Annotated in this window: 25 protein-coding genes; 14 read left to right on the top strand and 11 right to left on the bottom strand. The window is 70.1% G+C overall.

All coding sequences use genetic code 11. The features are described 5' to 3' along the window. Positions 1-123 precede the first annotated feature (123 nt). The 3 genes from ACZ3H8_RS28220 to ACZ3H8_RS28210 are packed head-to-tail and all read left to right on the top strand — an operon-like array spanning position 124 to position 3,196. The gene (locus ACZ3H8_RS28220) at positions 124-435 is read left to right on the top strand and encodes an ArsR/SmtB family transcription factor (RefSeq protein WP_307665357.1); all 312 of its coding nucleotides are present in this window, start codon (positions 124-126) and stop codon (positions 433-435) included. Further along, positions 435-1,532, top strand: a complete 1,098-nt coding sequence (gene arsB / locus ACZ3H8_RS28215; protein ID WP_467406582.1) for an ACR3 family arsenite efflux transporter — start codon at positions 435-437, stop codon at positions 1,530-1,532. The genes ACZ3H8_RS28220 and arsB overlap by 1 nt, the downstream gene beginning before the upstream one ends. Before the next feature lie 44 nt (positions 1,533-1,576). Continuing rightward, positions 1,577-3,196, top strand: a complete 1,620-nt coding sequence (locus ACZ3H8_RS28210) for an FAD-dependent monooxygenase (RefSeq protein WP_467406579.1) — start codon at positions 1,577-1,579, stop codon at positions 3,194-3,196. Here ACZ3H8_RS28210 and ACZ3H8_RS28205 read toward each other — a convergent pair. Then, on the bottom strand, positions 3,141-3,962 hold the full coding sequence (locus ACZ3H8_RS28205; protein WP_467406577.1) for an NAD(P)H-binding protein: 822 nt from the start codon (positions 3,960-3,962) through the stop codon (positions 3,141-3,143). The two genes, ACZ3H8_RS28210 and ACZ3H8_RS28205, sit on opposite strands and share 56 nt — an antisense overlap. Beyond that, a complete protein-coding gene (locus ACZ3H8_RS28200) occupies positions 3,955-4,392 on the bottom strand; it encodes a nuclear transport factor 2 family protein (RefSeq protein WP_467406575.1) in 438 nt (145 codons plus the stop codon). Before ACZ3H8_RS28200 ends, ACZ3H8_RS28205 begins: the two co-directional genes overlap by 8 nt. 90 nt (positions 4,393-4,482) lie before the next feature. Here ACZ3H8_RS28200 and ACZ3H8_RS28195 point away from each other — a divergent pair, with 90 nt between their 5' ends. The 4 genes from ACZ3H8_RS28195 to ACZ3H8_RS28180 all read left to right on the top strand — a co-directional run bounded on the left by ACZ3H8_RS28195 (position 4,483) and on the right by ACZ3H8_RS28180 (position 8,135). Then, on the top strand, positions 4,483-5,070 hold the full coding sequence (locus ACZ3H8_RS28195) for a TetR/AcrR family transcriptional regulator (protein WP_467406573.1): 588 nt from the start codon (positions 4,483-4,485) through the stop codon (positions 5,068-5,070). Between the two features lie 109 nt (positions 5,071-5,179). Further along, positions 5,180-6,031: a class I SAM-dependent methyltransferase gene (locus ACZ3H8_RS28190; RefSeq protein WP_467406571.1), complete on the top strand. Its 852-nt coding sequence runs from the start codon at positions 5,180-5,182 to the stop codon at positions 6,029-6,031. Between the two features lie 56 nt (positions 6,032-6,087). Beyond that, positions 6,088-6,852 carry a YqjF family protein gene (locus tag ACZ3H8_RS28185; protein ID WP_467406569.1) on the top strand — a complete coding sequence of 255 codons (765 nt, stop codon included), beginning with the start codon at positions 6,088-6,090 and terminating at the stop codon, positions 6,850-6,852. A 254-nt stretch (positions 6,853-7,106) separates the two neighbouring features. Continuing rightward, positions 7,107-8,135, top strand: a complete 1,029-nt coding sequence (locus tag ACZ3H8_RS28180) for an ArsR/SmtB family transcription factor (protein WP_467406567.1) — start codon at positions 7,107-7,109, stop codon at positions 8,133-8,135. A gap of 210 nt (positions 8,136-8,345) precedes the next feature. Here ACZ3H8_RS28180 and ACZ3H8_RS28175 read toward each other — a convergent pair whose 3' ends face one another. The 4 genes from ACZ3H8_RS28175 to ACZ3H8_RS28160 all read right to left on the bottom strand — a co-directional run bounded on the left by ACZ3H8_RS28175 (position 8,346) and on the right by ACZ3H8_RS28160 (position 12,882). Then, positions 8,346-10,931 (bottom strand): ATP-binding protein, encoded by a 2,586-nt coding sequence (locus ACZ3H8_RS28175; RefSeq protein WP_467406565.1) that lies wholly within the window; start codon positions 10,929-10,931, stop codon positions 8,346-8,348. A gap of 126 nt (positions 10,932-11,057) precedes the next feature. Beyond that, a complete protein-coding gene (locus ACZ3H8_RS28170; protein ID WP_467406562.1) occupies positions 11,058-11,432 on the bottom strand; it encodes an LPXTG cell wall anchor domain-containing protein in 375 nt (124 codons plus the stop codon). A gap of 476 nt (positions 11,433-11,908) precedes the next feature. Next, positions 11,909-12,265, bottom strand: coding sequence for a hypothetical protein (locus ACZ3H8_RS28165; protein WP_467406560.1), 357 nt, complete (start codon positions 12,263-12,265; stop codon positions 11,909-11,911). Next, positions 12,265-12,882, bottom strand: a complete 618-nt coding sequence (locus tag ACZ3H8_RS28160) for a hypothetical protein (protein WP_467406557.1) — start codon at positions 12,880-12,882, stop codon at positions 12,265-12,267. The genes ACZ3H8_RS28165 and ACZ3H8_RS28160 overlap by 1 nt, the downstream gene beginning before the upstream one ends. Before the next feature lie 174 nt (positions 12,883-13,056). Here ACZ3H8_RS28160 and ACZ3H8_RS28155 point away from each other — a divergent pair, with 174 nt between their 5' ends. Then, positions 13,057-13,818, top strand: coding sequence for an alpha/beta hydrolase (locus tag ACZ3H8_RS28155; RefSeq protein ID WP_467406556.1), 762 nt, complete (start codon positions 13,057-13,059; stop codon positions 13,816-13,818). Here ACZ3H8_RS28155 and ACZ3H8_RS28150 read toward each other — a convergent pair. Further along, entirely contained in the window at positions 13,810-15,138 is a 1,329-nt protein-coding gene (locus ACZ3H8_RS28150; protein ID WP_467406553.1) for an APC family permease, read from the bottom strand. The genes ACZ3H8_RS28155 and ACZ3H8_RS28150 overlap by 9 nt on opposite strands. A 71-nt stretch (positions 15,139-15,209) precedes the next feature. Here ACZ3H8_RS28150 and ACZ3H8_RS28145 point away from each other — a divergent pair, with 71 nt between their 5' ends. Beyond that, on the top strand, positions 15,210-16,205 hold the full coding sequence (locus tag ACZ3H8_RS28145) for a GlxA family transcriptional regulator (RefSeq protein WP_467406550.1): 996 nt from the start codon (positions 15,210-15,212) through the stop codon (positions 16,203-16,205). Positions 16,206-16,244: 39 nt separating this feature from the next. On the opposite strand, the gene ACZ3H8_RS28140 is transcribed toward ACZ3H8_RS28145, so the two are convergent. Then, a complete protein-coding gene (locus ACZ3H8_RS28140) occupies positions 16,245-16,907 on the bottom strand; it encodes a TetR/AcrR family transcriptional regulator (protein ID WP_398985121.1) in 663 nt (220 codons plus the stop codon). 279 nt (positions 16,908-17,186) lie between these two features. Between ACZ3H8_RS28140 and ACZ3H8_RS28135 the strand changes: the two genes are divergently transcribed. Beyond that, entirely contained in the window at positions 17,187-18,386 is a 1,200-nt protein-coding gene (locus tag ACZ3H8_RS28135; RefSeq protein WP_467406752.1) for a YncE family protein, read from the top strand. Positions 18,387-18,403: 17 nt separating this feature from the next. On the opposite strand, the gene ACZ3H8_RS28130 is transcribed toward ACZ3H8_RS28135, so the two are convergent. Beyond that, on the bottom strand, positions 18,404-19,306 hold the full coding sequence (locus ACZ3H8_RS28130) for a bifunctional helix-turn-helix transcriptional regulator/GNAT family N-acetyltransferase (protein ID WP_467406549.1): 903 nt from the start codon (positions 19,304-19,306) through the stop codon (positions 18,404-18,406). Positions 19,307-19,396: 90 nt separating this feature from the next. Here ACZ3H8_RS28130 and ACZ3H8_RS28125 point away from each other — a divergent pair, with 90 nt between their 5' ends. From ACZ3H8_RS28125 to ACZ3H8_RS28115, 3 genes are all read left to right on the top strand, one after another. Beyond that, on the top strand, positions 19,397-19,921 hold the full coding sequence (locus ACZ3H8_RS28125; RefSeq protein WP_467406546.1) for a hypothetical protein: 525 nt from the start codon (positions 19,397-19,399) through the stop codon (positions 19,919-19,921). Between the two features lie 145 nt (positions 19,922-20,066). Next, complete coding sequence (locus ACZ3H8_RS28120; RefSeq protein WP_467406751.1) at positions 20,067-20,579, top strand: DinB family protein; 513 nt, start codon at positions 20,067-20,069, stop codon at positions 20,577-20,579. A gap of 130 nt (positions 20,580-20,709) precedes the next feature. After that, entirely contained in the window at positions 20,710-20,955 is a 246-nt protein-coding gene (locus ACZ3H8_RS28115) for a hypothetical protein (RefSeq protein WP_467406544.1), read from the top strand. A 28-nt stretch (positions 20,956-20,983) separates the two neighbouring features. Here the strand turns inward: ACZ3H8_RS28115 and ACZ3H8_RS28110 are convergent, their stop codons facing one another. Both ACZ3H8_RS28110 and ACZ3H8_RS28105 read right to left on the bottom strand, forming a co-directional pair. Further along, a complete protein-coding gene (locus ACZ3H8_RS28110; RefSeq protein WP_467406542.1) occupies positions 20,984-21,880 on the bottom strand; it encodes a DMT family transporter in 897 nt (298 codons plus the stop codon). Between the two features lie 19 nt (positions 21,881-21,899). Then, a complete protein-coding gene (locus ACZ3H8_RS28105; RefSeq protein ID WP_467406540.1) occupies positions 21,900-22,442 on the bottom strand; it encodes an RING finger protein in 543 nt (180 codons plus the stop codon). Between the two features lie 338 nt (positions 22,443-22,780). Between ACZ3H8_RS28105 and ACZ3H8_RS28100 the strand changes: the two genes are divergently transcribed. Next, a complete protein-coding gene (locus ACZ3H8_RS28100; RefSeq protein WP_467406749.1) occupies positions 22,781-24,871 on the top strand; it encodes an FUSC family protein in 2,091 nt (696 codons plus the stop codon). Positions 24,872-24,887: the final 16 nt, after the last annotated feature.

The raw sequence follows: 24,887 nt of genomic DNA, 5'->3' as shown, positions 1-24,887 counted from the left end.
CAGCGCGGGTGTCGCGGGTGTACGGACAGAGTGGTTCAGCTGGGCAGGGAGTCGAGCAGCGGCACGGGCCCTTCACTCAGTCCGGACTGGTATCAGCTCCAGATGATGTGACAGTATCAGCCCATGATGACGTCAGTCGACACTGACCTGATCCGGGTGCTGGCCGACCCGCTCAGGCTCCGGATCGTGACCCTGCTCGCCCACGAGACCCTGTGCACCACCCACCTGGTCGAGGAGACCGGCGCCCGGCAGACCAACCTCTCCAACCATCTGCGCGTACTGCGCGAGGCCGGAGTGGTGGAGACCGAGCCGTGCGGGCGCTTCACCTACTACAAACTGCGACCCGAGGTCATCGAGACGCTCGCCGGTTCGTTCGGGGATCTCGCCACCACCGCTCGTACGACCGTCGAGACCGACCGAAAGCGAGCCTGTTGATGACCGCGACCGAATCCGGCACCGCGTCACCGTCGCAGAGCGGTGAGGATGCCTCGATCGTCGCCAGGCTCTCCACGCTCGACCGGTTCCTTGCGGTGTGGATCCTGATCGCGATGGGACTCGGCCTGGGCCTCGGCCGGCTGATCCCGGGCCTGAACGACGCGCTCGCCAAGGTCGAGATCGGCGGCATCTCGCTGCCCATCGCGGTCGGACTGCTGATCATGATGTACCCGGTACTGGCCAAGGTCCGCTACGACAAGCTCGACGCCGTCACCGGCGACCGCAAGCTCATGATCTCGTCGCTGGTCATCAACTGGATCGCCGGCCCGGCCGTGATGTTCGCGCTGGCCTGGATCTTCCTCCCCGACCTCCCCGAGTACCGCACCGGCCTGATCATCGTCGGCCTCGCCCGCTGCATCGCGATGGTCATCATCTGGAACGACCTGGCCTGCGGCGACCGCGAGGCGGCAGCCGTCCTCGTCGCGCTGAACTCCGTCTTCCAGGTGCTGGCATTCGGCGTGCTGGGCTGGTTCTACCTCGACCTGCTGCCTGGGTGGCTCGGCCTGGGCGACGGCGAGCACCTCGACATCTCCATGTGGAAGATCGCACTGAACGTCGTCATCTTCCTCGGCGTCCCGCTGCTGGCCGGCTTCCTCACCCGCCGCATCGGCGAGAAGAAGCTGGGACGGGAGAGCTACGAGACCACCTTCCTGCCGAAGATCGGCCCGTGGGCGCTGTACGGGCTGCTTTTCACGATCGTCATCCTCTTCGCCCTCCAGGGGAAGACGATCACCTCCCAGCCACTGGACGTCGCCCGGATCGCGCTGCCACTACTGGTGTACTTCGGACTGATGTGGTTCGGCACCTTCCTTCTCGGCAAGGTGATCGGCCTGGCCTACGACCGCACCGCGACGCTCGCCTTCACCGCGGCCGGCAACAACTTCGAACTCGCCATCGCGGTCGCCATCGCCACCTTCGGCGTCACCAGCGGGCAGGCCCTGTCGGGCGTCGTCGGCCCGCTGATCGAAGTGCCGGTGCTGATCGCGCTCGTCTACGTATCACTGGCCTGGCGCAACAAGTTCACTGCCGCAGGCTGATGCCACGGCAAGCGCGGTGAGCACTTCGGCGGCACACTGCTGCCATGGCTGCGAGTCAATCTCTTGATGTACTGGTGGTGGGTGCCGGGCCGACCGGGTTGGCTCTTGCGGCGCAGTTGCGTGCGTACGGGGCGCGCTTCCGGATCATCGACCGGCACCTCGACCGGGCCCGGGAGTCACGAGCGCTGGCCATCCAGCCCCGGACCCTGGAGGCTCTCTCCCCGTTCGGCGTGACGGACGAGCTGGTCGCGCGCGGGAACCCGGGCGTGCAGCTGCGGATGCATCTTCCGGGTCGTACCGTGCGGCTGCCGCTGTTCGACATCGGCGTCGCCGACACCCCGTACCCCTTCCTGCTCTTCCTGTCCCAGGCCGAGACGGAGAGCGTGCTCGGCGCTCATCTCGCCGCGGCCGGTACGACGGTCGAGCGGGGCACCGAGCTGCTTGATATGGATCCGACGGCCGAAAACGCCTATGCAGCCTGCCGGTTGAGGCATCAGGGCGGGAGCGAGGAGGAGGTGACCGCCCGCTACGTCGTCGGCTGCGACGGTGCGCACAGCACGGTCCGCGAGCAGGCCGGTATCGGCTTCGAGGGCTACGCCTACCCGCAGGCGTTCGTGCTCGCGGACCTGGAGGTGGACGGTCTGGAGAAGGGCGCTGCGCACGGGTACATCACCGAGGCCGGGATTGTGCTCTTCTTCCCACTGGTCTCGCCGGCGAGCTGGCGGATGATCGCGATGCGGCCGCCGGGAGGTACTGAGGACGAAAGCCCGGTGGAGCTCGGGCAGTTGGAGGCGATCGTCGACGGCTACGTCAGCGACCGGCTGCACGTGCGGGACCCCGTATGGATGACCGATTTCAGGCTCTACAACCGCGGCGCCAAGAACTACCGCGCCGGCCGCGTCTTCCTCGCCGGTGACGCCGCCCACATCCACAGCCCCGCCGGGGCCCAGGGCATGAACACAGGTATCCAGGATTCGCTCAATCTCGGCTGGAAGCTCGCCCTTGTCTGCCGTGGCGCCGCACCGGACGCCCTGTTGGACACGTACGAGAGTGAACGCGCCCCCGTCGGCCGGTACGTGCTGCGCTTCACCGACCGCGCGTTCACCATCGCCACCGGCCGCAATCCACTGCTCAAGCTGGCCCGCGCCCGCGTCGCACCCCGCCTCGCACCGCTGGCCCTACGTGTTCCCTTCCTGCGCGCCGCGGCCTTCCGTACGGTCTCGCAGCTGGCCATCCACTACCGGCGCAGCCTCGCCACGACCGAGGGCCCGCATTCGCCCAGGCACGGCCCGCGGGCAGGTGACCGGCTCCCCGACTCCCCCGGCGACCTGCAGACGATGACGGCCGCTCCCGGGTACCACCTGCTCCTGTGCGGGCGCCACGGGGTGTGGGACACCGACGGGATCGCGGCCGCCACCGGCGGTCGCGACCACCTGCTCCACGTCCACACGCTTGGTACGAGCGGGCCCTGGCGGGGCATCACCCACTGCCTGGTACGGCCGGACGGCTACATCGGATACCGCGCCGGAGGCACGGACCTGACCGGTCTGCTCGGATACCTCGACCGGTGGCTGCCACGGGCCGATGAGGCGGCGAACAGCGACCGCGTCATCGGATCTCGCTCTCGGCGAAGTCGCGGAAGCCGCGGGCCGGGCGGCCGGTGATGCGTTCGACGGTGTCGGTGACGCGGTCTTCCGCCCCGGCGCGAATGTCGTTGTCGAGCGCGGCGAGCAGCGCGGCGAAATCCGCCGGGACGCCATGTCCGGTGAAGTGCCGGGCGAGTTCGTCGGCGGTGACCGACCGGTGGCGCACGGGGGTGCCTGTCCGCTGAGCGACGATCGCGGCGGCATCGGCGTAGCTCAGCGCCTCGGGGCCGGTCAGGATGTGCGCGGTGTTGTGCGGGATCTCGTCGATCAGCGCGTGCACGGCGACGGCGGCGATGTCCGTCGCGTCGATGAAAGCCACCTTGCCGTCCCCGGTCGCGGTGACGATCTCGCCGCCCCGCACGCCTTGCGCGACGAAGTGCTCACGGGTGAAGTTCTGCATGAACCACGACGGCCGCAGCACCGCCCACTCGGGCATGGTCGCGCGTACGAGACTGTGCAGCGCGCCGAGGCCCGGCGCGCCCTCCGGCACCGCGGACGAGCTGAGCTGCACGACGCGTCGCACGCCCTGGCGGACGGCCTCCTCGAGGAACGGCTCCACCAACGGGACGGGATCGGTCACTCCGACAGGAGCGACGAGATAGACAGCGGAGACCCGATGCAGTGCGGGCGCGTGGGTTTCCCGGTCCGCCCAGTCGAACCGCACCTGCGCGGCGGAATCCGGCTTCCGTGTGGCCGACCGGGCCACGATGCCGCGCTCCCCCAGAAGGGCGGCGATCCGGGAACCCGTCGTGCCGGTCGCGCCGAGGACGAGGATGTCAGCCACGCGGACCACCCGCGAACCCGGCCATCAGCTCGTCCACGCCGCCCATCGCCTCGGCCACGGCAAGCGGACTCCAGTAGTCGCGGTAGTGCTGGATCTCACCGTCCCGCACAGTGATCACAGCGATGTAGCGCAGACGATAGGGCGCTCCCGTGGCGACCACGACCCCGGCGGCCTCGAACTCGGCGATCACCACTTCGGGGTCGACGCTCTGGTGCACAGCCTGCTCGGTGATCTCGCGCACGTCGACGATCTCGGGATAGCCGCACAGATACTCCTGGACCGCGGCGCGGCCTTCCAGCCGTTGCGGGTAGCCGGGTGGCGCGAAGGGGAATTCCAGCACGCCGGTCTTCGCCCACAGACCGGCGAAGGCGGATATGTCCTTGGCGATCAGGAGCTTCAAGGCGTGTTCTACGAGCTCACGGGGGTTCATCGGATTCTCCCAACGTTTGGACAGTACAGTTCCGTCCCGTCCAAACTACGCGGGACGGGACTGTACCGTCCACTTGTTAGACTTGCCCGCATGGCACCTCGCACGCCCACCGGCGCAGCCGTCCTGCAACCAGGGATCACCAAGGCCATCACCGAAGCCGTGCTCGACGAGCTGGCCGAGCAGGGCTATGCGCGGCTGTCGATGGAAGCCGTCGCCAAACGGGCGGGAGTCAGCAGGAGCGCGCTCTATCGCCGCTGGCCGTCCAAGCAGGAGATGGCGCTCTCGGTCATCTCCGAGTTCAGCGTGGCGCTGGCCGTGGTCCCGGACACCGGCTCGCTGCGGGGCGACCTGCGCGCGAGCCTTGACGCGCTGATGGAGTGGCTGACCCACCCCCGGTTCGCGCGGATCCTGCCCGACCTGGTGGCCGAGACGGCCCGCAACCCGGAGCTGGGCGAGTTCAGCAAGGCCATGATCGGCGTACCGAGGCGCGAGCTTGCGACGGTGATGTTCCAGCGGGCGATCGAGCGCGGCGAACTTCCGGCGGACACCGATCTGGAGCTCGCGCTCGATCTGGTTGCCGCGCCGGTCTATTGGCGGCTCATCGTCCGCGCCGAGGAGGCGGGACCGGATTACCTGGACAGACTTGCCGATACGGTCCTCAGGGCGATTGGCGCCTAGGGCTGTTTCAGAAGTCCCGCCTGCCCCGCGACGCCTGGCACGCACACTCGCGATCTTGCATGGCGCTGTGGGTACAGACGTGGCGCGGCCCGGAGGATTGGATGGCCTCATGACCGAAGCGGCAAAGCAGTTCGATCCGTCCCTGCGGCAGATGATGGAGGCCAATGAGGCCAACTGGGACGCGCGCACGCCCGTCCATCTCGCCAGCCAGTTCTACGACGTGGGCCAAGCAGCCGACCCGGCCCGTTGGTTCGCCGCCTTCGAGTGGGAAGACCTCGGGGACCTCACCGGTGGCGACGTCCTTCACCTGCAGTGCCACCTGGGCACCGAGACGATCGCGTTCGCTCAACGCGGGGCACGGACCGCCGGTCTCGATATCTCGGGCGCGTCGGTGGCCGCGGCCAAAGACCTCGCCACGGCCGCGGGCCTGGACATCGACTACGTCCAGGCCAACGTCTATGACGCGTCAGCCGCCTTGGGCGGGCGGAAGTTCGACCTGATCTATACGGGTAAGGGCGCCCTGTGCTATCTGCCGGACCTCGACAGCTGGGCCGAAACGATCTCACGGCTGCTGCGTCCGGGCGGACGGCTGTACATCGTCGAGTTCCACCCCCTCCTCAACGCCCTCGGCCCCAAGCCCGCCCCCGGCGACGGCCCGGAACTTCTCCTTCGCCATGACTACCTCGGCAACCGCGGCGCCGTCCGCCGGGACTCGACGTACACCTACACCGACGGGGAGGCCGTGCAGGGCGCAACCGAAAGCTTCGAATGGATGCACGGCCTGGACGAGGTGATCAACGCCCTGATCTCGGCCGGCCTGCGGATCGCGAAACTGCGCGAAAGCGACGAGCTCCCCTGGCCCCGGTGGCCAGGGATGACCCCCACCCCCGGCGGATGGTGGCGGCTGCCCGACACCGCCCCGCGGATCCCCCTGCTCTACGCACTTCTCGCCTGCCACTGAGCGAGGAGGGCGGGGTGGGGCCAACTGTGTCAAAGGCGTCTGCGATGCTGGGCGCCGTGTCGCTCACACCGCTCGCCCCGGAACCGATAACTGCCGACCCGCCCAGCACCACCGAGAACCCGCTGCTCACCCAGTCGTGGCTCGACTTGGCCTTCCTGCACTGGGCCGCCGACCCCGCGGACGTGGCTCCCCTCCTGCCGGCTGAAACCGTCCCCGACACACTGGACGGGGTCACCTATGTCGGCCTCGTAGCCTTCCGTATGCACCGCGTCGGCTGGTTCCGCCTCCCCGGCGTCCCCTATCTGGGAACCTTCCCCGAGACCAACGTCCGCCTCTACTCGGTGGACGCCCACGGAAGGCGCGGCGTCGTCTTCCGCTCGCTCGACGCCTCCCGCCTCATACCCGTAGCGGTTGCACGAACGGCGTTCCGGCTGCCGTACCTGTGGTCCCGGATGACGATCCGCCACAACGACGACACCATCACCTACACCAGCACCAGGCGCTGGCCGGGGCCGCGCGGCGCGCACAGCCGGATCACCATACGCATCAGGGAAAGCGTCCAGGATCCCACCGACCTCGAGCACTTCCTGACCGCCCGCTGGGGCATGCACAACACCTTCCTCGGACGGCAGATGTATCTGCCGAACACCCACCCACGCTGGCCCCTGCACCGAGCGGAGCCGGTCGAGTGCGAAGAGGACCTCATCACGACCGCGGGACTCCCCAAGCCGGTCGGCGACCCGGTGAGCGTGCTCTACTCGCCCGGCGTCCCCGTACGCTTCGGACGCCCGGCCCGCCCGGGCGGCATCCCAACGCCCTGACGGTGTGCCTTGTCCGTGGCCACGCCTGCCTTCGGCAGCGCCCCGTCAGCACATGTCAGCCGCCCGTCAGCACCGGTCGGCGTTGGCCAGTTGGATGCGGATGTCCTAGAAAGTAGGCAGAGAGCCGGACGGCAAGAAACGACTTTCGGTCGTCGCCGAACGACGGCGGATGGCGGAATCAGGGCTATCGCGCCGGGCGTTCAGCGGGAAGAGTGAGACAAATGGGGTAGCAGCTTTTTACGGGGGGCACGTTCGTGCTGCGCATCCACTTCAGCGCAGAGGACCTCGGCCGGATCCACCTGGCACCAGGACCGGATCCCGCCTGGGAAACTCTGCTCAGCCTGCATGTACTCGGTGGCCACGACAGCGATATCGGGGTGCAGAGATGGCGCGCCCGGGTCCGGGCGTCATTGGACCCGGCCGCCCGGCCGCTGCTCCATCTCGCCCCGCCACGCGGGTACTCGCCCGACTTTCTGACGCCGGCCGGCGGGGTCACCAATCCCGAAGCGGGCATCGACACGATCCTGTCCACCTCCCGCTCGCGGCTGCGGACCGACGTGGCGACTCTCGGGCAGGAACGGAAGCTCCCGTCGTGGGCCAACGCGCTCGCCGCGGGCCGGCCCGCCGCCCTGCGGGGGCTCGGCACCGCCCTGCGCCGCTACAACCAGCAGGCTCTGTGCCCGTACTGGGCGGAGATCCAGGCCGCGGTGGACGCCGATCGCGCGGCCCGCGCCCGAGCGTTCCTGGCCGGAGGGACGAACCACCTGCTGAGCGGCCTGCACCCGACAGTGCGCTGGGATCCACCCGTGCTGCAGATCGCGTACCCCCAGGACCAGGACCTGTACCTCCAGGGGCGCGGACTGCGGCTCGTGCCGTCCTACTTCTGCAGCGGCACGCCCATCACGCTGCGGGACACCTCCCTGTCGCCGGTCCTGGTCTACCCGGTGAGCCGCCGCATCGGCTCACCGGGACAGAGCACGGCCGCGACGGGAGCCCACGCACTGGCCCGGCTTCTGGGCCGTACCCGGGCCGCGACCCTCCACATGATCGCGGGATCGGAGAACGCCACCGGCAGCGAGATAGCCCGCCGCCTGGACATCGCGCCCGCGTCGGCCAGCGAACATGCCACTGTGCTGCGCGACGCGGGCCTGATCCACAGCCTGCGCGTACGCAACACCATCCACCACACCCTCACTCCCTTGGGCCTGGAACTCCTGGGAAGCCAGACCGGCCCGGCCACCGCTCCTGAGCCCCTGGCTCGTCAGGACGCGGGCTGCCGCTGACGGGCCGTCAGTCCCGATGCCCATACGCCCTCTGGGCAGCGGGGCCGGCCGATCAGGCCGCGGCCGGCGACGCGGTCATGAGAACCAGCCCGGCCGTTGCAGCTCCGGCGACGACCGCGCGTAACGCGCACTTCAACGTGCTTACTTTTCCACTCGGCTGTGACGTGTTCCTCATGGACCGATGGGGATCGTCCGAACACGGACGACCGGTCATCGACCGGCGCTGTCCAACGCTGTCCGCGCCGCTGCGGCCGCGTCCCGAGCCCGGGTCGCGGCCTCGAGGTCGCCGGCCAGAGTGTGTGCCTTGGCCAGGGTGTCGAGGCCGACGGCCAGCCAGGTTCGGGAGCCGATCTGCCGCCACAGCCTGACGGCGGCTTCAGCTCGTCGGCGGGCCGGCTCCGGACGGCCGGCTACGAGTTGCGCCTCCGCGAGCGCGTACAGCGTCGCCGCCTCGCCCCAGAGGTTGCCGAATTCCCTGTAGCTCCAAAGGCTCCGGGCCAGCAATCGGCGCCCCTCCCAATGCTCGCCCTGTCGCACCAGGACGTCCCCGAGCCAGCAGGTCGCGTGTGTGGCGCCGAGCCGGTCGCCGAGGTCCTCACTGATCGAGGCGGCCCGCCGGAAGCGGTCGGCGGCGGCCGGGTAGGCGCCGAGTGCACGGTGGCTCTGTCCCAGGCATCGCAAGGCCTGAGCCTCGCCTGGCCGGTAGCCCGCGAGTCGGCTCACCTGCAGACACTCCGTGAACCGCTCCATGGCCGCCTCGACACGGCCCTGCTCGAGATCGATGACGCCAATGCCGTTGGTTGCGTAGACGAGACAGTTGACGTTCCCCGCCGATCGGGCCAGCTCGGCGGCCTGCCCGAAATGACACACGGCTGAGGAGTACTGGCCGAGCAGTCGGTGCACGTACGCCAGCCCGGCCGTGGCACTGGCCCGGTAAGCCGGGCCCTGCCCCTCGGCGAGCAGCAGGGCCTGCTCGAAGTGCTCCAGCGCTTCCGGATACCGGTCGAGGATGGTGGTGAGTTCGCCGAGGCACCGGTGGAGTTTGGTGGCGCTTCGCCTGTCACCGATGTGCAGCGCTGCCTTGAGTGCCCGGCCCTGGAGCCGCTCCCAGTCGTCGAAGTGGCTGCCGACCTGGAAGAGTGTCGTCAGCGCGGTGGCCAACCCGACGGCCGGCGCGACTTCTGCTCTGTCAAGCGCCTGCTCCACCACGTCGATGAGGAACTGACGCTCGTCGTTGAACCAGGCCAGCGGGTCGGCGAGCAACTGGTCGGTGTCCGTAGGGGAGAGCCGCCAGGATGCCAGGTCGGTCTGTGAGATGCCTTGGAAGTCAACGCTGAGGGTGTCTGCGGCGAGGTCGGCGAGGTGCAGGCTCGCGCCAAGCAGCCGGGTGAGCGCGGCCGTGCGATCCTGTCGCGAGACCTCCTGCTCCGCCCGCTCCCGGCCGAGCAGCCGCACCAGGTCGTGCAGTTGGTGGCGGAACCCGGTGGCGCCGACCGACCCGATCTCCACAAGGTGTACCTCGACCAGGTCGTCCAGTACGGTCTCCGCGTGGGACAGGCCTACGTCCAGTAGCGCGGCCAGGGCCCAGGCGGCGAAGTTCGGTCCAGGTAGCAGGGCGAGCATCTGCAGGGCGTGCTTGGTTGTCGAGGCCATCCCCTGGTAGGTCAGTTCGAGGCTGGCTCGTACGGCAATGTGGCCGACCGCCAACTCGTCGAGCTTGCGCTGCTCGTCGGTGAGCGCGCGGGCCACTTTGGCCAATGGCCAATGCGGTCGTGCGGCCAGTCGTGCCCCGGCGACCCATACTGCGAGGGGAAGGCCACCGCAAGTTTCCACGATGGACCGGGCCGAGTCGGACTCTGCGGCAGTCCGGTCCGGGCCCAGCATCGTGCGCAGCAGGGCAAGCCCTGCTGCGGAGTCCAGGACCCTCAGGGGGATTCGGCGACCGCCCAGGTCCGCCAACGTGGTTCGGCTGGTGACGATGGCGGCGCAGCGTGGGCCGTTGGGCAGGAGGTCGCTCACCTGCAGTGCATCGGCCGCGTTGTCCAGGACGATGAGCATCTGACGCTGGGCCAGCAGGGTGCGGTAGAGATGGATCCGGCTGGTCAGTTCCGGGGGCACCGCACCGCCGCGTACGCCGAGCACGCGCAGGAAGGCGCCCAGGACCATGAACGGCTCGGCCGGCTCGTCACCGAAGCCCCGCAGGTCCACGTAGAGCTGACCGTCTGGGAACCGGGAAGCGAGCAGATGTCCCGTGCGCACGGCAAAGGCTGTCTTGCCGACACCGGCAGGGCCGGTGACCAATAAGGTCACCGGCCCGGGTATTTCCTGGTCGAGCAGCCGACAGGCTTCGGTCACCTCACCTTCCCGGCCGACGAACAGGGGCAGGTCCGGCGGGAGCAGACAAGGGACGAGCTGCCGTCCCTTCGCCCCGTTCCGGTCCTCGTGATCGCCCCTGGTGGTGTCGTTCGGCCGGTCCGGAGCTGCCCCGGGCGGGTCTGCCACTGGTGCGGAACGTTCTCGCAGTGCCAGTGCGCGGCGCGCCTCGGCCCATTCCGCCACCGTCGCCAGGTCACCGCCGCACGCCCGGACCAGTGCCGCCACCATTTCCTCACTCGGCAGCGAGACCCGGTTGAGCGCGCTCGCAACAGTGCTCACCGGCAGATAGTCGCCGACCCTGCGGGCCTTGCGCTCCAAAGCCCGGTAGGAGAGACCGGACTGGGTTTTCACGCTGCGCAGCAGGGCAACGAACTCAGCGGCTGTCCGGACCGTTCCGGGCCTGGGTAACGGCGTCGTCACAAGGCCCATGCTATCGAGAGGCCCCATGTGCGGCGGCTATAGGACAAGCCATCTTTCGGGAAGCCGGTGCCGTCTGCGGCAACTGCTGGTGATCAATCGGCTGACGGGGGCGTCAGGACTCAGTCATCAGCGCTTCGAATTCCGCCGCTTGCGGTTAACCCCGACGAGGCCCGCGCCCGCGAGCACCGTGGCCACTGCGACACCGCCGACAGCTGTGAGGTCCCGGGCCCTGGAGCCCGTCTCGGCCAGGGTCGGCTTCGCGTGCGACTGGGCACCGGCGGCGATCCCGAGGACTTCGCCCTTGTCCGGTGTGAACGCGGATATGTAGACCAGCGACTTCAACTGTGGCTTGCCGGCGGCGGCGCTGCTGATCACCGCACCGCCGTGCACCAGCACCACGGTGGGCCTGGATCCGGCACTGCCGTCACCGCCACCATGGCTGGTGGGTGTTGCGTCGGCCGTGGCGGGCCCTGCGGCGGCGAACGCCGTCGCGGTGAGCACCACTGCGATCGCATACCCGTGAGACGAACGTATCCACGGGCCAGGGACGGACGACATGGCCATGCTGTTCCCATTTCTGGAGGAGAGGCGGCTGGACCTCAGCGTTTCCGAGCGCGGCCGAGATGGCGCGACCCGGGTGGCATGCGAGTGAAAACGGCCGACCATCCGAGTGACGCCGGCTCGACCAGTGCTGCCGAGCCGGCGTACAGGCGCCAAGGCTCTGCGACGACCGCCACGGCACCCTCCCGAGGCGTGGGGAAGCGGGCCGCGCCCCCCAAACGCGTACACCGACGAGTACCGCCATGCCGACTACCCGGTCCGGGCCGACCAGGGCGGCGGGCTCGTGGAGGTCGTGAAGGACGGTCCACTGCACCAGAAGTTCGAGGCGAACGCGGCCGCTTGGGGCAGCGCCCACAGCAATCCCGGCAAGGTGGCGGGGGAATCCTGCTCTCACTGAACCGCCGGCAGTCCACGGTCTACAACCGCAGCAGCCGTTCCGTCACCTCGCGGTACGCGCGCAGGGCGACCCGCAGCTCCTCCGTGTCCGCCTCCGCCGAGCGGCCCTCGCTCGCGCTCTGCCAGCCGGCGCGGAGGGAGTGACGCCGTTCGGTGAGGGCGGCCGTGATGCGCTTGGCGGTTTCGTCCAGTAACGCCGCCGCCTCCTCGACCGCGTGCCGCGGTCCGTCGACAAAGCCGGTGAGGGACTGCTGCAGGCGCAGGGCCAGCTTGTCGCGCTCGTCCGGCGGGATGAGCCGCACCGCCGGGTGCGGGTCCTGCGGCCGCGAGGGCTCGGGGCGCCCGGGCGACTCCGTCCGCTCCGTTTCGTACGCCATCAGGCGCCACTCCCCTTCGGCTTCAGCAGATGCCCGCGCCGACCGAGCCCCGCCGCACCGGCACGGTGCCCACGGGTGTCCTCGGGACGGGGTGTGACCAGGGCCTCGAACAGCGCGCGACCGTCGACCATCGCCTCGCGCAGCTCCTCCGTGCTGGCCTGCCCGTGCGCCGCGCGGTGGACCCGGCGGTAGCCGCCGACCAGTTCCGCGTGGTGCACGGACAGGGCGGCAAGCTGCTCCTCGTACCGCGCGGCCTCGGGGAAGCCCCGCTCCCCCGCGAGCCGGGCCAGCAGTTGGTCCGCCGCGGCGACCGCCCCGTCCGGGGAGTCGACGAAGCGCTCCTGGAGAACGGTCCATTGGGCGACGTACAGCTCACGCGTCTCGTTCGTCAGCGGGCGCTCCTTCAGAGCGCCGTGACGCTTGACTCGCTCGTTCAGTTCGCGTTCCGCGGCCTTGGTGTCGCCGTCGTGGCCGGTGATGACCCGGTCGTACTCGGGCCCGAACCGCCGCTTGAGCCCCCGTCGGCCACCTCCCCTACCCGGTCCGAGGTAGAGCAACGTGGCGGCGACGATCACGAGCACCGCGACCAGAGCGACGATGATCAGGACTGTGGACATGACTGCCTTCCCGGTTCACGATGGGGCATTTCTCAAAGCGAGTTGCCAGCAATTCGCCGGCCAAACGGACCGCCTCTGCGGCGCAGCGTGAGGTCTTGACGTGAAGCGGTGGTCTGCCCACCCACCCGCGTGCTGCCCTTCGTTACGCTCCCTGGGGAGTCCCTGGGGGTAGCGATGCAGACGACCGAAGCGCACACCGTGCCGTATGTCCTCGCCGACGGGGCGGCGAGCCGGCTCCTCGATGTGTACCGACCTGCTCGGCACCAGGCGGCCGCGCCCTGCGTACTGCTCTGGCACGGTGTCGGGCCCGACGAGCGAGACATCCTGGCCACCTTGGCCCAGGAGACGGCCTCGTACGGCAGGACGGTCTTCGTTCCGGACTGGCGCTCGGACGCTGCCGACGGGGGCCGGTCCCACCTCATCGCGTCGCTTCGCTACGTACGGGACAACGCCTCGGTCCACGGGGCGGATCCGGAGCACATCGTCCTTGCGGGCTGGTCGGCCGGAGCGGGCTCCGCGATTGCCGTCGCACTGCGCCCCGACCTGACCGACGGCTGGCGCCCTGCCGCGGTGGTCGGGATCGCCGGTGACTACGACCGGCCCGCCCGCAGCACCGCATCCGTACCCCTGCACGATCTTGCCGGGACCTCCGCTTCGCCGGTGCCTGTCCGGCTCGTTCACGGGTCGGCCGATTCGATGGTCAGCAGCCACCGCTCCCGCGCGCTCCACACCGCGCTGCAAGCACGGCACTGGCCGGTGCAGTTGGCGGAGCTGGACACGGATCACGCCGGAGTCATCGCGACCGAGTACGACCCGGCGCTCGGCCGCTGCCGGGCCACGACCGACCCGCGTGCTCTCAAGGCCGGGGCGGACGTGGCTCGCGTCATCGCCACCGCTGCCGAGGCGCGCGCCCCGCGCAAGCGGCCGTCATGGTGAGAGGGTCCGTTCGCCCGCGTCGGCGGCCGTGCCCGCGGGACGCGTCGGCTCCGCCGTCCCGCGGCGTCTGCTGATCCGCAGGTAGACCAGCGCCGCTCCTGTCACCACCAAGGGCCAGACCAGGTATCTGCCGCTCATCACGAGCAGGGCCACGACCGCGACAAGTGCCGCCAGGGCCGCGGCGCGCCCCTTGCTGCGGCGCGGCAGCAGGCGGACGGCCGCGGCGACCCCGATCGCGTACACCGCCACGAACGAGCCATTGGCCAGCAGCACCAGCGGCTCCACTCCGGCATCCGTCGTGACCACGGTCAGCAGCACCACGAACGCCAGTCCGGAGACGACGCCCAGGCTGTGCCGGGGCGCCTCGCCGACCATGCTGCCGTGGGTCAGCCAGCCCGGCAGCGCACCGTCACGGCCGAGGGCGGCACCGAGCTTCGCCGCGCCGGCGTAGTACGCGTTCATGGTGCCCAGTGTCAGCAGCACCGCGGCCGCGGCGGCCAGCAGCCGGGCATTGCCGCCGAGCCCCTTGGCCATGAGGTCGGCCAGCGGTGCGTCCGTGTCCGCGGCGGCGGAGCCGAGCACGGTGACCACGGCGAACGCCACCGCGAGGTACAGGACGCCCACGACGACGACCGCCGCTCCCGCGGCCCGCGGCAGGTCCCGGGTCGGGCGCCGGAACTCCGCCGCCAGGTGCGTGATGGCCTCCCACCCGGCGAAGCTCCACACCAGCAGCACCGACGCCGATCCGATCGCAGTCCAGCCGTGCGGCGCGAACGGCTGGAGGTTGTCCATCCGTGCGTGCGGCAGGGAAAGCCCGACCGCTACGAGCAGCAACAGGACGAGCAGCGCCGCGAGCGCGAGCTGCACCCGCCCGGTCATCCGCAGGCCCACGGCGTTGGAGGCGGTGACGACCGCCATCAGTGCCATGGCAGTCACGGCGGTGGTCGTCCTGCCGCCGCCGAGGGCCGAAGAGACATACGCGCCGCCGAACAGTGCCGCGGCGCTCGCGCCCGGCGGCACCGCACAGTAGAAGCACCAGCCGACCACCGCCGCGGTCCGCTCACCGAACGCCAGCCGCGCATAGGTCGACACCCCGCCGGCGTCCGGATAGCGGGCGCCGAGCGCGGCAAAGGTCGCGGCGAGCGGCACGGACAGGATGACCAGTCCGAGCCATGCCAGCAGCGATGCGGGACCTGCTGCCTCGGCCGCCAGCGCGGGGAAGGTGATCACGCCGGTCCCCAGCACGGCGCCGATATAGAGTGCCGCGCCCTGGGGTGCGCTGAGCCGGCCGCGTGCGGGCCGGATGTTCGTATGGCTCATAGGTGCACCCTGGCTGACCTGGCCTGCTGTGGACCATCGGCAGAATTGCCATGATGCGATAAATTTCTGCCATGAGCCGACACATCGTGGCTGTCGCCGTCACGGACGGGAGCCCCGCCTTCGAATTGGCCATCCCGTGCGAGGTCTTCGGCCTCGACCGCAGCGACATCGTGGCGCCCTGGTACGAGCTGCGGATGTGCGCCACGGAGCCCGGCCCTGTGCGCAGCGCGACCGGGATGACGGTCGACGCCCCGTACGGCATGGACGACCTGATCGAGGCGGACACGGTCATCGTGGCCGCGTGCGCCCGCCCCGTGCAGCTCGCCCCGCCGCAGCCCCTTGTCGACGCGGTGCGCAAGGCGCACGAGATGGGCCGCCGGATCGTTTCACTGTGCAGCGGCGCGTACGTCCTCGCCCACGCCGGGCTGCTGACGGGCCGGCCGGCGACGACGCACTGGATGAACATCGGCGATTTCGCGCACCGGTTCCCGGACGTCGGCTTCACCCCGTCCGCGCTCTACACCGAGGACGGCAACATCCTGACGTCGGCCGGCAGCGGGGCCGCCATCGACCTGTGCCTGCACCTCGTACGCCGGGACCACGGCTCCGCGGTCGCCAACGAGGTGGCCCGCCGTATGGTCGTGCCGCCGCACCGTGAGGGCGGCCAGACCCAGTACGTCACGCCCCTGGTGCGGCCGGAGGACGACGCCGGTCTCGAGCCGGTGCTGCGGTGGGCCCGTGAGCACCTCCACGAGGCGCTCACCGTCCCGCAACTGGCCCGCGTGGCGCGGTTGAGCGAGCGCACCTTCGCCCGCCGGTTCCGCGACACCCTGGGGACCACTCCGCTGCAATGGCTCCTCGAGCAACGAGTGCGGCTGGCACAGGAATTGCTGGAGACCACCGACGAGCCGGTGGAGCTCGTCGCAGGGCGTACGGGCTTCGGCACGGCCGCCAATCTGCGGCACCACTTCCGGCGGATCACGACGGTGTCCCCGCAGACGTACCGCCATGTCTTCCGCCATCGCGCGGGCCGGCGAGTCGCCGGGCAGGCCTCCCCGTTGCGCTGAGGGCGATCTGCGCGCAGGGGCGGCTACGGGCCGGGCGGGCTACGGGCTCGGCGGCCGCCGGTCGACCGGGCGCAGGATGCCCAGCAGCAACTGCACGAGTTCGTCGACGACCTGATCGAGCGTCGCGTCCACCCAGCCGGCCTTCCAGTCGTGCAGGAGACCGTTCACGCTTCCGATGAACGCCGCCGCGGCGACGCGATAGTCACGAGGCGCCGCCTCACCTCGCTCGACCGCCGCTGCCGCCTCGGCGCGGATGAGGTCCACCCAGCGGGAGCGCCGGGCCAGGCGCTGCTCCTCCAGGCGCGGACTGACACCGATGATCTCGACGAACGTGATGCGGATACGACGCGGGTCGCCGGTGACATTGGCGGCGTAGGCACGGAAGGTCGCCGTGGCGCGTTCCGCGATCGGCAGACCGTCGGCGCCTGCGAGCGCGGTCAGGGCGGCTTCCTCTGCCCAGTCGTTGACCTGCAGGTGCAGCGCGGCCAGTACGTCTTCGAGGGTGCGGAACTCCTCGTAGAACTGACGGGTCGACAGTCCCGCGGCCTCGCTCAACGCCGCCACGGTCGTGGCACGGTAACCGGGGCTGTCGCCGAAGAGCTGGAGCCCGGCGTCGAGGAACCGCTGACGCCGGTCGGCCTGCCGCTCCTCGGCGGATCTGCCCGCGTAGCGGCCGGTGGGTTGTCTGATCCTGCCCGCCACTGGCCCTCCCTCCCTCGTCGGTCCTGGCATTTTCTCGTGTCGTGAGTCTTGTGGAGTGTCCCGCCTCTGGCTACTTTCCAGTAGCCCCAATCTGAACGCACGCGTTTTCAGATTGGGCCGCTGGCACCGCTCTTCGCACAAGCCGCACCCGACTCCCCCACGGAAGGGACGACGATGTCCTTGCCCACAAGCCGGCGTTCACGGCGGATCGTGTCCGTGCGTGTTCCCCAGCGCCGCGCGTCCCTGCGCGTACTCAGCGCTCTCGCCGCAGCGTTCACCATGGCGGGCGCGGGTTCCGCGACGGCGGCAGCCCCACGTGACGGCGCCCTGGGCCTCAAGGAGGTGATGTTCGTGGGCAACAACTGGGACGGCACCGCCGACGTCATCGCGTCCCAAGGCGACTTCTCCAAGATCGGCCGCATCAACGTCATTCCGGACAAGGACCAACGGCTCGCGGAGATCTACCTGAACCCGGTCAAGCTCATTTACTTCCTCGGTATCCGCAACGGCCCCGGCGAGGGACACGACCAGTTCGTCGACGACATGTACTCCACGCCCGACGGCTCGGCCATGGTCGTCTCCCGCCCGAGCTTCGCCGACGTCGTGTCGATCGACCTCGCCACGGGCCGGATCAACTGGCGCTTCCCCGTGTCGGGTTACCGCTCCGACCATATGGCGGTCTCCCCCGACGGCACACGCGTGGCCGTCTCGGCCTCGACGTCCAACACCGTGCATGTGCTCGACATCCGGACCGGCAGGCAGGCTGGGTCCTTCAAGACCGGGGACAAACCGCACGAGAACGTTTTCACCAGCGGCGGCAAGTACCTCTGGAACATGTCGATCGGCGAGGTCAACACCGCGCTGGACGACCCCGCGATGGACTGGACGAAGGGCGACCGCCGCATCACAGTCGTCGACGCCACGACCTTCAAAGAGGTCAAGGTCATCGACATGCGCGGGCGCCTCGACGCCTTCGGCCGCAAGGACCTGTCCGACGCGATCCGGCCCGTCGCCTTCACACCGGACGAGTCGAAGCTGTACTTCCAGGTCTCCTTCTTCAACGGCTTCGTCGAGTACGACGTCGCGTCCGACCGGATCACCCGGGTGAAGACGCTGCCGAAGAACCCCGCGACCAGCGAGGACCGCACCACCTGGGTCAACGACTCCCGTCACCATGGCATGTCGATGAACCCGGCGGGCGACAAGCTGTGCATCGCCGGGACGATGGACGACTACGCGACGATCGTCGACCGGGCAACGCTCCAGGCGGGGCCGCTGGTGACGGCGTCGAAGCCGTACTGGGCGACCGTGAGCGGCGACGGCACATCCTGCGTCATCTCGGAGAGCGGCGCGGACCGCGTCACCGCGATCGACTTCGCCACCGGCAAGAAGGTCGCGTCCGTGGCGGTGGGCGACCATCCGCAGCGCGTACGCATCGCCCACGTGGCGGCCGACTGGACCGGCCCCGGCGCGGGCTGACTCCGGGGAGCGGCTGCTCACAACCCCGAGTTGACGTCGTCGAGTCGTTTCTCGAACCAGTGGTGGGCATACGGCTCGTCGTTGAAGGGGGCGACCTCCACGTAGCCGGCGGAACGGTAGAGGTGGATGGCCTCGCCCAGCGTCTTGTTCGTCTCGAGCCGCACAAGGTGCGCGCCCCGTCGGCGGGCGTGCTGTTCCAGCTCTTCGAGGAGCCGTCGACCGACGCCGAGACCTCGGGCCGACGCCGAGACCCACATACGTTTGATCTCGGCGGGCCTTGCGCCATGGAGCTTGAGGGCCCCACAGCCGATGGGCTCGTCCCGCAGGCGGGCGACCAGAAGCAGTCCCGCGGGTTCGGTGAGTTCTGCGGTCTGAACCGGAGTGCTCAGGCTCGGATCGAAACCGGCGGCAAAGCGGGTGTCGAGTTCTGCGAAGTACGACCGGAGGCAGATCTGGGCTGCCTCAGTGGCCGGGTCTTCGACGACGATCTCGACCAGGCTCGCGGTCAGCAGCCGCTCCACGACCCCCATCGCCTGCACCAGCCGGGCACGCTGCGTGGTGCTCAGCGGGGCCAGCAGCGATCGGGCCAGATCGTCGCTGCGCTCGTTCAGCACCGCGTGCTCGGCCCTGCCGCGCTCGGTGAGGCGGATCATCCTGACCCTCCTGTCCGACGGGTCCGACTCCGTCGCCACCAGGCCGTCCCTTTCCAGGGACCGGAGCAGACGGCTCAGGTAACCGGAGTCCAGCCCCAGACGGAAACGCAGAGACCTGAGCTCGGCGCCGTCGTTGCCGATCTCCCACAGCACGCGGGACGCACCGAGCGGTCGGTCCCGGGCGAGGTACTTGTCGTAGAGCGCACCGATCCGCTGGGTCACGGTGCGGTTGAAGGACCGAACCTGCTGGGTCGCTGCTTCGCTCATATCTCTGACTCTAGTCAGAGATTCCGTGCCTCGCTACGCCGTGGGCGGACACTCTTCCGTCCGTCGCCGCAGCTGCCTAATCTGAATTACATGATTACAACCGAGCAGGAACAGGTACTGCGCGGCTGGTTCGCCGGGCGGATGCCTGAAGGACTCTTCAGTGAGCTCCTGGACGTGACCGTGGACCGTGAGGAGATCACCGTCGTCGGCCGGATCCCGGAGCCCGACCTCGGCACCGAGGCGACCGAGGCGGAACGCGACGCGTCCCTGGAGGGACGTATATCGGAGTTCCGGGAACGTACGCGCGAAGAGCGCATCGAGGTGGCGCGTGAGGCCGAGCGGCGGTTCAGGCGCAAGGTCTCGTGGGGTGTGGAATGCGGTGACAGGCGGGCCATGTACACCACCGTCTCCGCACCGGTGATGACGCGCCTGCGCCAGCCCGAGCGCCAGGTGCTCGACACCCTGATCGCCGGCGGCGTCGCCCGAAGCCGCAGCGAAGCACTGGCGTGGTGCGTCCGCTTGGTGCAGCGCAATGCGGACACCTGGCTGAGCGACCTGCGTGACTCCCTCCAGCATGTCCAGGAGGTGCGAGCACAGGGGCCTGACACCGAGTAGGACACACCCTGGAACAGGCGGGCCCTGAGCAGGGCCGTGCTTCCAACCCGCCGACACGTACGGCATCTGACGGCACGACAGCCGCGATCACTGGCGTGAGAAATCCTCGTGCGACATGACGACCGCTGAAGTAGCGTCGGCGCCCATGACGCCTCCCCGCATTCGCCCTCCTTACGTCGCCGACGAACGCACCCAGCTGGTCGGCTGGCTCGACATGCAGCGCGCGATCATCCAATGGAAGTGCGAAGGGCTGTCCGACGCGGATGCCCACCGATCCGTCCTCCCGACCTCGCCCCGGATGACGATGGCCGGTGTCATCTCCCACATGCGATGGGTGGAGAACACCTGGTTCGAGGTCCTCTTCCTGGGCCGGCCCGCCAAGGGGCCCCAATTCGAGGACGGGCCCGAGGACGCCGACATGATGGTCGAAGGCATCCCCCTCGCGCAGCTCCTCGATGAGTACAACCGGCAATGCGCGATGTCGAACGAGATCATTGCGGCCCATTCCCTGGATGAGGTGGGCCGGCACCCCGACTTCGATTCTGCTGCCGCGACCCTGCGGTGGATGTTGATCCACATGGTCGAGGAGACCGCCCGCCACGCGGGCCACGTGGATACCATCCGGGAGCTTCTGGACGGTGAAAAGGGCTACTACTAAGCCCTGTTCGGCCTGAGGGTCGTGGCTCCCCTGCGGACGCGACAGCGGCCGCCGGCGGGCGGGCGACCGCCGTTGTCAGTGCCGCGCGAGATGCTTGACGGTCCGACACCTTCCAAAGGAGGCAACCGAGATGACCGATCCTGAGCTCGCCGCGGCACAGGCGTACGTACGGCTGCTGGAGACCACCCGTGCTGTCCTCGGCGACCCGCGACGGGCCCCGCTCGCCCTTCCGCTGCTGACTGTCCCGATCGCCGAGGCCGACGAGGCATTGCGCGCCATCGGTCTGGCCGGGAACGAGGCCTCCTTCTTCGGTCTGGTCGCCCGGCTTCGGACCGTACTGCCCGAGGACAGAGGGCAGGACAGCCGGGCGGCTTGATGCGCGGTCCGGGTTCACACCTGCTCGCCTAGGGCGCTTCCGTACTCTTCCGTGTCTCGTCGGGCGCAACCACGGACTGTGTCAGCGGGATCCGGGAGAGTGCGACGGCGCCCAAGGCGATCAATGCGAGGCCGAGCAGTTGCGGCAAGAGCCACCAGCCGGAGCGGACGTGCTCCTCGTAGAGGGTGACGCCGAGGGCCAGACTCACCAGCGCGTCGCCCAGAGTGATGGCGGGCTGGGAGGCGACCAGCGGGCCGGCCTGCATCGCGTTCTCCAGCAGGAAGAGTGCGGCCACGCCGGCCAGCGCGAAGGCGTAGGTCTGCCAGGCGGCGAAGAAGCCGGCGATCCCCTGATCGTCCAGGATGTGCATCGACGCCTTCATCAGTGCCGCGGTCAGCGCGTAGCTGATGGCGGTGGCCGTGCCCAGACAGGCCGCGCGGGCCCGGCCCTCGGTGCGCCGCAGCGCCGTGACGGCGAGCACGACGACCGCGCACACGCAGACCGCGAGAGCAGGGCCCCAGCGGTCCAGCGGCACATGCGTGCGGTTACCCGTGGGTGACGCGGCGGCGAGAGCGACACCAAGTCCCACCACGACGAAGGCCACCGCCGCCCAGCCGACGCGCGGGAGCCGTCGGCGCAGCAGGAGTGAAGCGACGATCAGCGTGAGGGGCAGTTCGAGGACGAACAGGGGCTGTACGACCGTCAGTGGTCCGGTCGCCAGAGCCAGCGCCTGGCAGACGGCCGCGGCGATGACGGCGAGGATTCCGGCAAGCCAGACGGGGCGCCGCAGCAGATCGAGCATCAGGCCCGCGCGCAGGCCGTCGGAACGCGGCACGCTCATGGCGGCCTTGCGTTGCAGCACGGTGGCGATGCTGTTGCTGAGCGCCGCGCAGAGCGCGAAGAGGACCGGCAGCAGGGTACGCACCGTGGACGGCCTCCAGAGCTCAGCGGTCGCCGGGATTCAGGCCGGACGCGGGCCGGGAGAACAACCGCCGGGCGTTCTCGTCGAGGGCGGCGAATCCCTCGACCAGTTGGGCCGCCACCCTCCAGTGGCCCTCCGGCTCATCACCTGATCGCCCATCACCTGGTCGCCCGTCACCCGACGCGTCGCCCGGCCGGGGTGCCGGAGCGAACTCCCAGACATGGAACGCCTTGCCGGTGAAGGTGTCACTCATCGGCGATCTGTCGAGGCGATGGCGCAGGAAGAACTCCAGCCGGGTGTGGGCGAGCCAGCGGCCGTCGGGCAGCCGTACCGGCGTGGACATCTGCTCCACGGTGTGGGTTTCGTCGAAGAAATCGGCGCGGGCGCCGAGGAAGTCCCGTAGCCCCTGCTCGCCCTGCCAGATCAGACCGTCCACGAAGCCCGTGCGGAAGTCGTCGGTGAGGATTTCGTCCCGCATCCGCTCCGCGGACACATGAGCCTGCAGCAGAGCGAAGTACCGCTCCATCGTGTCCCAGATGACCGGGGCAGCGCGCTCGGAAGACATGCGACCTCCCACGTCCGCACAGGTCCGGCACCCTGTGCCGCCGGGGCCGGGCCGTTGCACTCCCCTGCCTTGGTGGCCCCGGCCCGCCGTACCCCGCGATCCGGACCGCCCGGCGCGGAGGGCCACGGTCCGGGCTGCGGGCCGTCGGTCGCGCGCCGACAATGGACGAGGACGCACGCCCGACAGCTCCGCCACGGCGGGCAACGGCTGAGAGGAATGTGCCCTTGCCCGACACGCGAAAGCCGGGGCGTACGGAGATCGTGCACCGGGCGGTCCGGGTCACCGTCGCCGCGTCCGCCGGGTTCTATCCGCTCGTGTACGGACTGCACCAGCCCCATATGGCGCTCTACGCCCTGTTCGGACCGGTGGCGCTCGGAATGCTGTCGCCGATTCCCGGGTCCGGGCGGCAGCGGGCCGCCGTCATGCTGCGGGCGCTGCCGGTCGGCCTGGTGCTGGTCGCTCTGGGGACGGCGCTGGCCGTACGGACCTGGGCGGCGGTTCTCGGGATGCTGGTCGTCGGATTCGCGCTCGCCTTTGCGGCGGTGGCAGGTCCCCGCCCGGCCGGGGCGGCACCCGGCCTGCAACTCTTCTACATCCTGGCCTGCTTCCCGCCCTACGCCCCGGACACCCTGGGGGCGCGGCTGGCAGGCCTCACCCTGGGCGTGCTGCTGCTCGCGGCCTGCGAAGTGTTCCTGCTGCCTGCCCCACCGACCGTCTCCTACAGGGAGAGCCTGGCGGATGCCATCGAGGCCGCGGGCCGGGCCGCCACCTGGGCCGCGGCGTCTTCAGCGGGCACCGCGGCGCCGGACGCCGGCCCTCGAGACAGCTCGCCGGGCAGCCCGGTCGACAGCTCGGCCGACCGGCTGCGCGCCATCGGGCACCAGCTGCGCTTCTCCCGTCTGCCGCCCGCCGAGCGGCCCGCCGGGGCCGGGCGCATGGACCGTGCCATGGCGCAGGCCGGAGTCGCGGCCCGCACACTTCTGGACCAGTTGGCACGGCTGAGTGACAACCCGCCGACCGCCACGCCCCGCCGACGCGCGGACGCGGCCGCCGCTTCGGCCGATCTCCTCAGCCGTATCGCGGCGCTCTGCGCCGCCACTGCGGCAGCCCTGCGCACGGGACGGCCAAACGCTCTGCCTGGGTCCATGGAACAGGCGATACGGGACTTCCAGGCACTGCGCATCCGGCAGGCGACCGGCCCACCGGAAGCCGTGCCGCCTGTTGCGGAGCTACGCCGCCAGGCCTCGGTCCTGGGCATGGCCGAGTCGGCCAGGATGCTGGAGACCGCCGTAGGCGTCGGGCTCGACGGCCGGCGCACCCGGCCGCTCCCTCCGCGGGAGCTCTTCTGGTACGCCGACACCGGCACCGCCCGCCTGTGGTGGCGGCGCCTCGTCGGCAATATGACGCTGCACTCGGTCCAGTTCCAAAACGCCGCCCGGACCGCGCTGGGCCTGGGCGCTGCCCGGCTGGTGGCCGGTTCCCTGGACCTGTCCCACGGCTTCTGGGTTCTCCTCGCCGTACTGACGCTGGGCCGCACCACCGCGGGGGAAACCTGGGCGGCAGTGCGTTCGGCGCTGGTCGGCACGCTCGCGGGCGCGGTGGCGGCGGGCACGCTGCTGCTCGTGCTGGGGCAGCACACCGACGCCTACGCGGCCTTGCTCGCCCCCGGCATGCTGGCGGCTTTCGCGCTCGGGCCGCTTCTCGGGATCGCCTGGGCGCAGGGGCTGTTCACCCTGGTGGTGTCCGCCGCGTTCGCCCAACTCGCCCCCACCTCCTGGCAGCTCGCCGAGGCCAGAATCGTGGATGTGGTCACGGGCAGCGCGATCGGTCTGCTGTGCGGGCTGCTCGCCTGGCCGGCCGGTGCCCGGCGGGAGGTGCGAAGAACTGTGGCCGGCCTGCTGGACTCCTACGGGCCTCTGATCACCGGCACCGTCGGCGCGCTGCTGGCCAACCCGCCGGGAGCCGCGCCCCTGCCGTCCACGTACCCCACCCTGCACAGACTGCGCCTCGCGGAGACCGCGTACGCGCAGTACCGGAGCGAACCGGGCGAGCACTCGGCCGCGCATGCCGACTGGCATGCCGTGCTCATCACCGCGAACCACATCCTGGTCGGCTCCCGCTGGCTCCCCCGGTTCGATCTGCCCCCGGCCGCCGTCACCCCTGACGCCGCCGCCTGGGCCCGTACGACCGCGGACCGGCTCGCTCTGACCACGGCTCGGCTCGCCGCCCTCTGCGCGGGCAACAGACCGCCGCCAAAACCTGCTCCCCCACCGGCGCCCCACACGCCCGCCGAGGTACCGGGCAGCCCACCGCTGCCCATGCTGATCGACCTCGAACAGTGGCTGAGCGGCCTCACCGCGGAACTCGGCCATATCGAGCGCTCGGTGCCGCCGCTCAGGAGCGGCGCACCCGGAAAGTCCCGCTGGTAGAACGCGCGACCGTCCG

Source organism: Streptomyces sp. NPDC002868, from assembly GCF_055563295.1.
The sequence above is the reverse complement of the archived record's forward strand: the minus strand, read 5'-3'. Positions and strand labels throughout refer to the sequence as shown.

What these genes read in the sequence shown, in the direction of transcription:
- ACZ3H8_RS28220 (WP_307665357.1), top strand. Translation starts at nt 124, where the DNA reads ATGATGACGTCAGTCGACACTGACCTGATCCGGGTGCTGGCCGACCCG.
- arsB (WP_467406582.1), top strand. Translation starts at nt 435, where the DNA reads ATGACCGCGACCGAATCCGGCACCGCGTCACCGTCGCAGAGCGGTGAG.
- ACZ3H8_RS28210 (WP_467406579.1), top strand. Translation starts at nt 1,577, where the DNA reads ATGGCTGCGAGTCAATCTCTTGATGTACTGGTGGTGGGTGCCGGGCCG.
- ACZ3H8_RS28200 (WP_467406575.1), bottom strand. Translation starts at nt 4,392, where the DNA reads ATGAACCCCCGTGAGCTCGTAGAACACGCCTTGAAGCTCCTGATCGCC.
- ACZ3H8_RS28195 (WP_467406573.1), top strand. Translation starts at nt 4,483, where the DNA reads ATGGCACCTCGCACGCCCACCGGCGCAGCCGTCCTGCAACCAGGGATC.
- ACZ3H8_RS28190 (WP_467406571.1), top strand. Translation starts at nt 5,180, where the DNA reads ATGACCGAAGCGGCAAAGCAGTTCGATCCGTCCCTGCGGCAGATGATG.
- ACZ3H8_RS28165 (WP_467406560.1), bottom strand. Translation starts at nt 12,265, where the DNA reads ATGGCGTACGAAACGGAGCGGACGGAGTCGCCCGGGCGCCCCGAGCCC.
- ACZ3H8_RS28160 (WP_467406557.1), bottom strand. Translation starts at nt 12,882, where the DNA reads ATGTCCACAGTCCTGATCATCGTCGCTCTGGTCGCGGTGCTCGTGATC.
- ACZ3H8_RS28155 (WP_467406556.1), top strand. Translation starts at nt 13,057, where the DNA reads ATGCAGACGACCGAAGCGCACACCGTGCCGTATGTCCTCGCCGACGGG.
- ACZ3H8_RS28150 (WP_467406553.1), bottom strand. Translation starts at nt 15,138, where the DNA reads ATGAGCCATACGAACATCCGGCCCGCACGCGGCCGGCTCAGCGCACCC.
- ACZ3H8_RS28145 (WP_467406550.1), top strand. Translation starts at nt 15,210, where the DNA reads ATGAGCCGACACATCGTGGCTGTCGCCGTCACGGACGGGAGCCCCGCC.
- ACZ3H8_RS28135 (WP_467406752.1), top strand. Translation starts at nt 17,187, where the DNA reads ATGGCGGGCGCGGGTTCCGCGACGGCGGCAGCCCCACGTGACGGCGCC.
- ACZ3H8_RS28130 (WP_467406549.1), bottom strand. Translation starts at nt 19,306, where the DNA reads ATGAGCGAAGCAGCGACCCAGCAGGTTCGGTCCTTCAACCGCACCGTG.
- ACZ3H8_RS28125 (WP_467406546.1), top strand. Translation starts at nt 19,397, where the DNA reads ATGATTACAACCGAGCAGGAACAGGTACTGCGCGGCTGGTTCGCCGGG.
- ACZ3H8_RS28120 (WP_467406751.1), top strand. Translation starts at nt 20,067, where the DNA reads ATGACGCCTCCCCGCATTCGCCCTCCTTACGTCGCCGACGAACGCACC.
- ACZ3H8_RS28115 (WP_467406544.1), top strand. Translation starts at nt 20,710, where the DNA reads ATGACCGATCCTGAGCTCGCCGCGGCACAGGCGTACGTACGGCTGCTG.
- ACZ3H8_RS28105 (WP_467406540.1), bottom strand. Translation starts at nt 22,442, where the DNA reads ATGTCTTCCGAGCGCGCTGCCCCGGTCATCTGGGACACGATGGAGCGG.
- ACZ3H8_RS28100 (WP_467406749.1), top strand. Translation starts at nt 22,781, where the DNA reads ATGGCGCTCTACGCCCTGTTCGGACCGGTGGCGCTCGGAATGCTGTCG.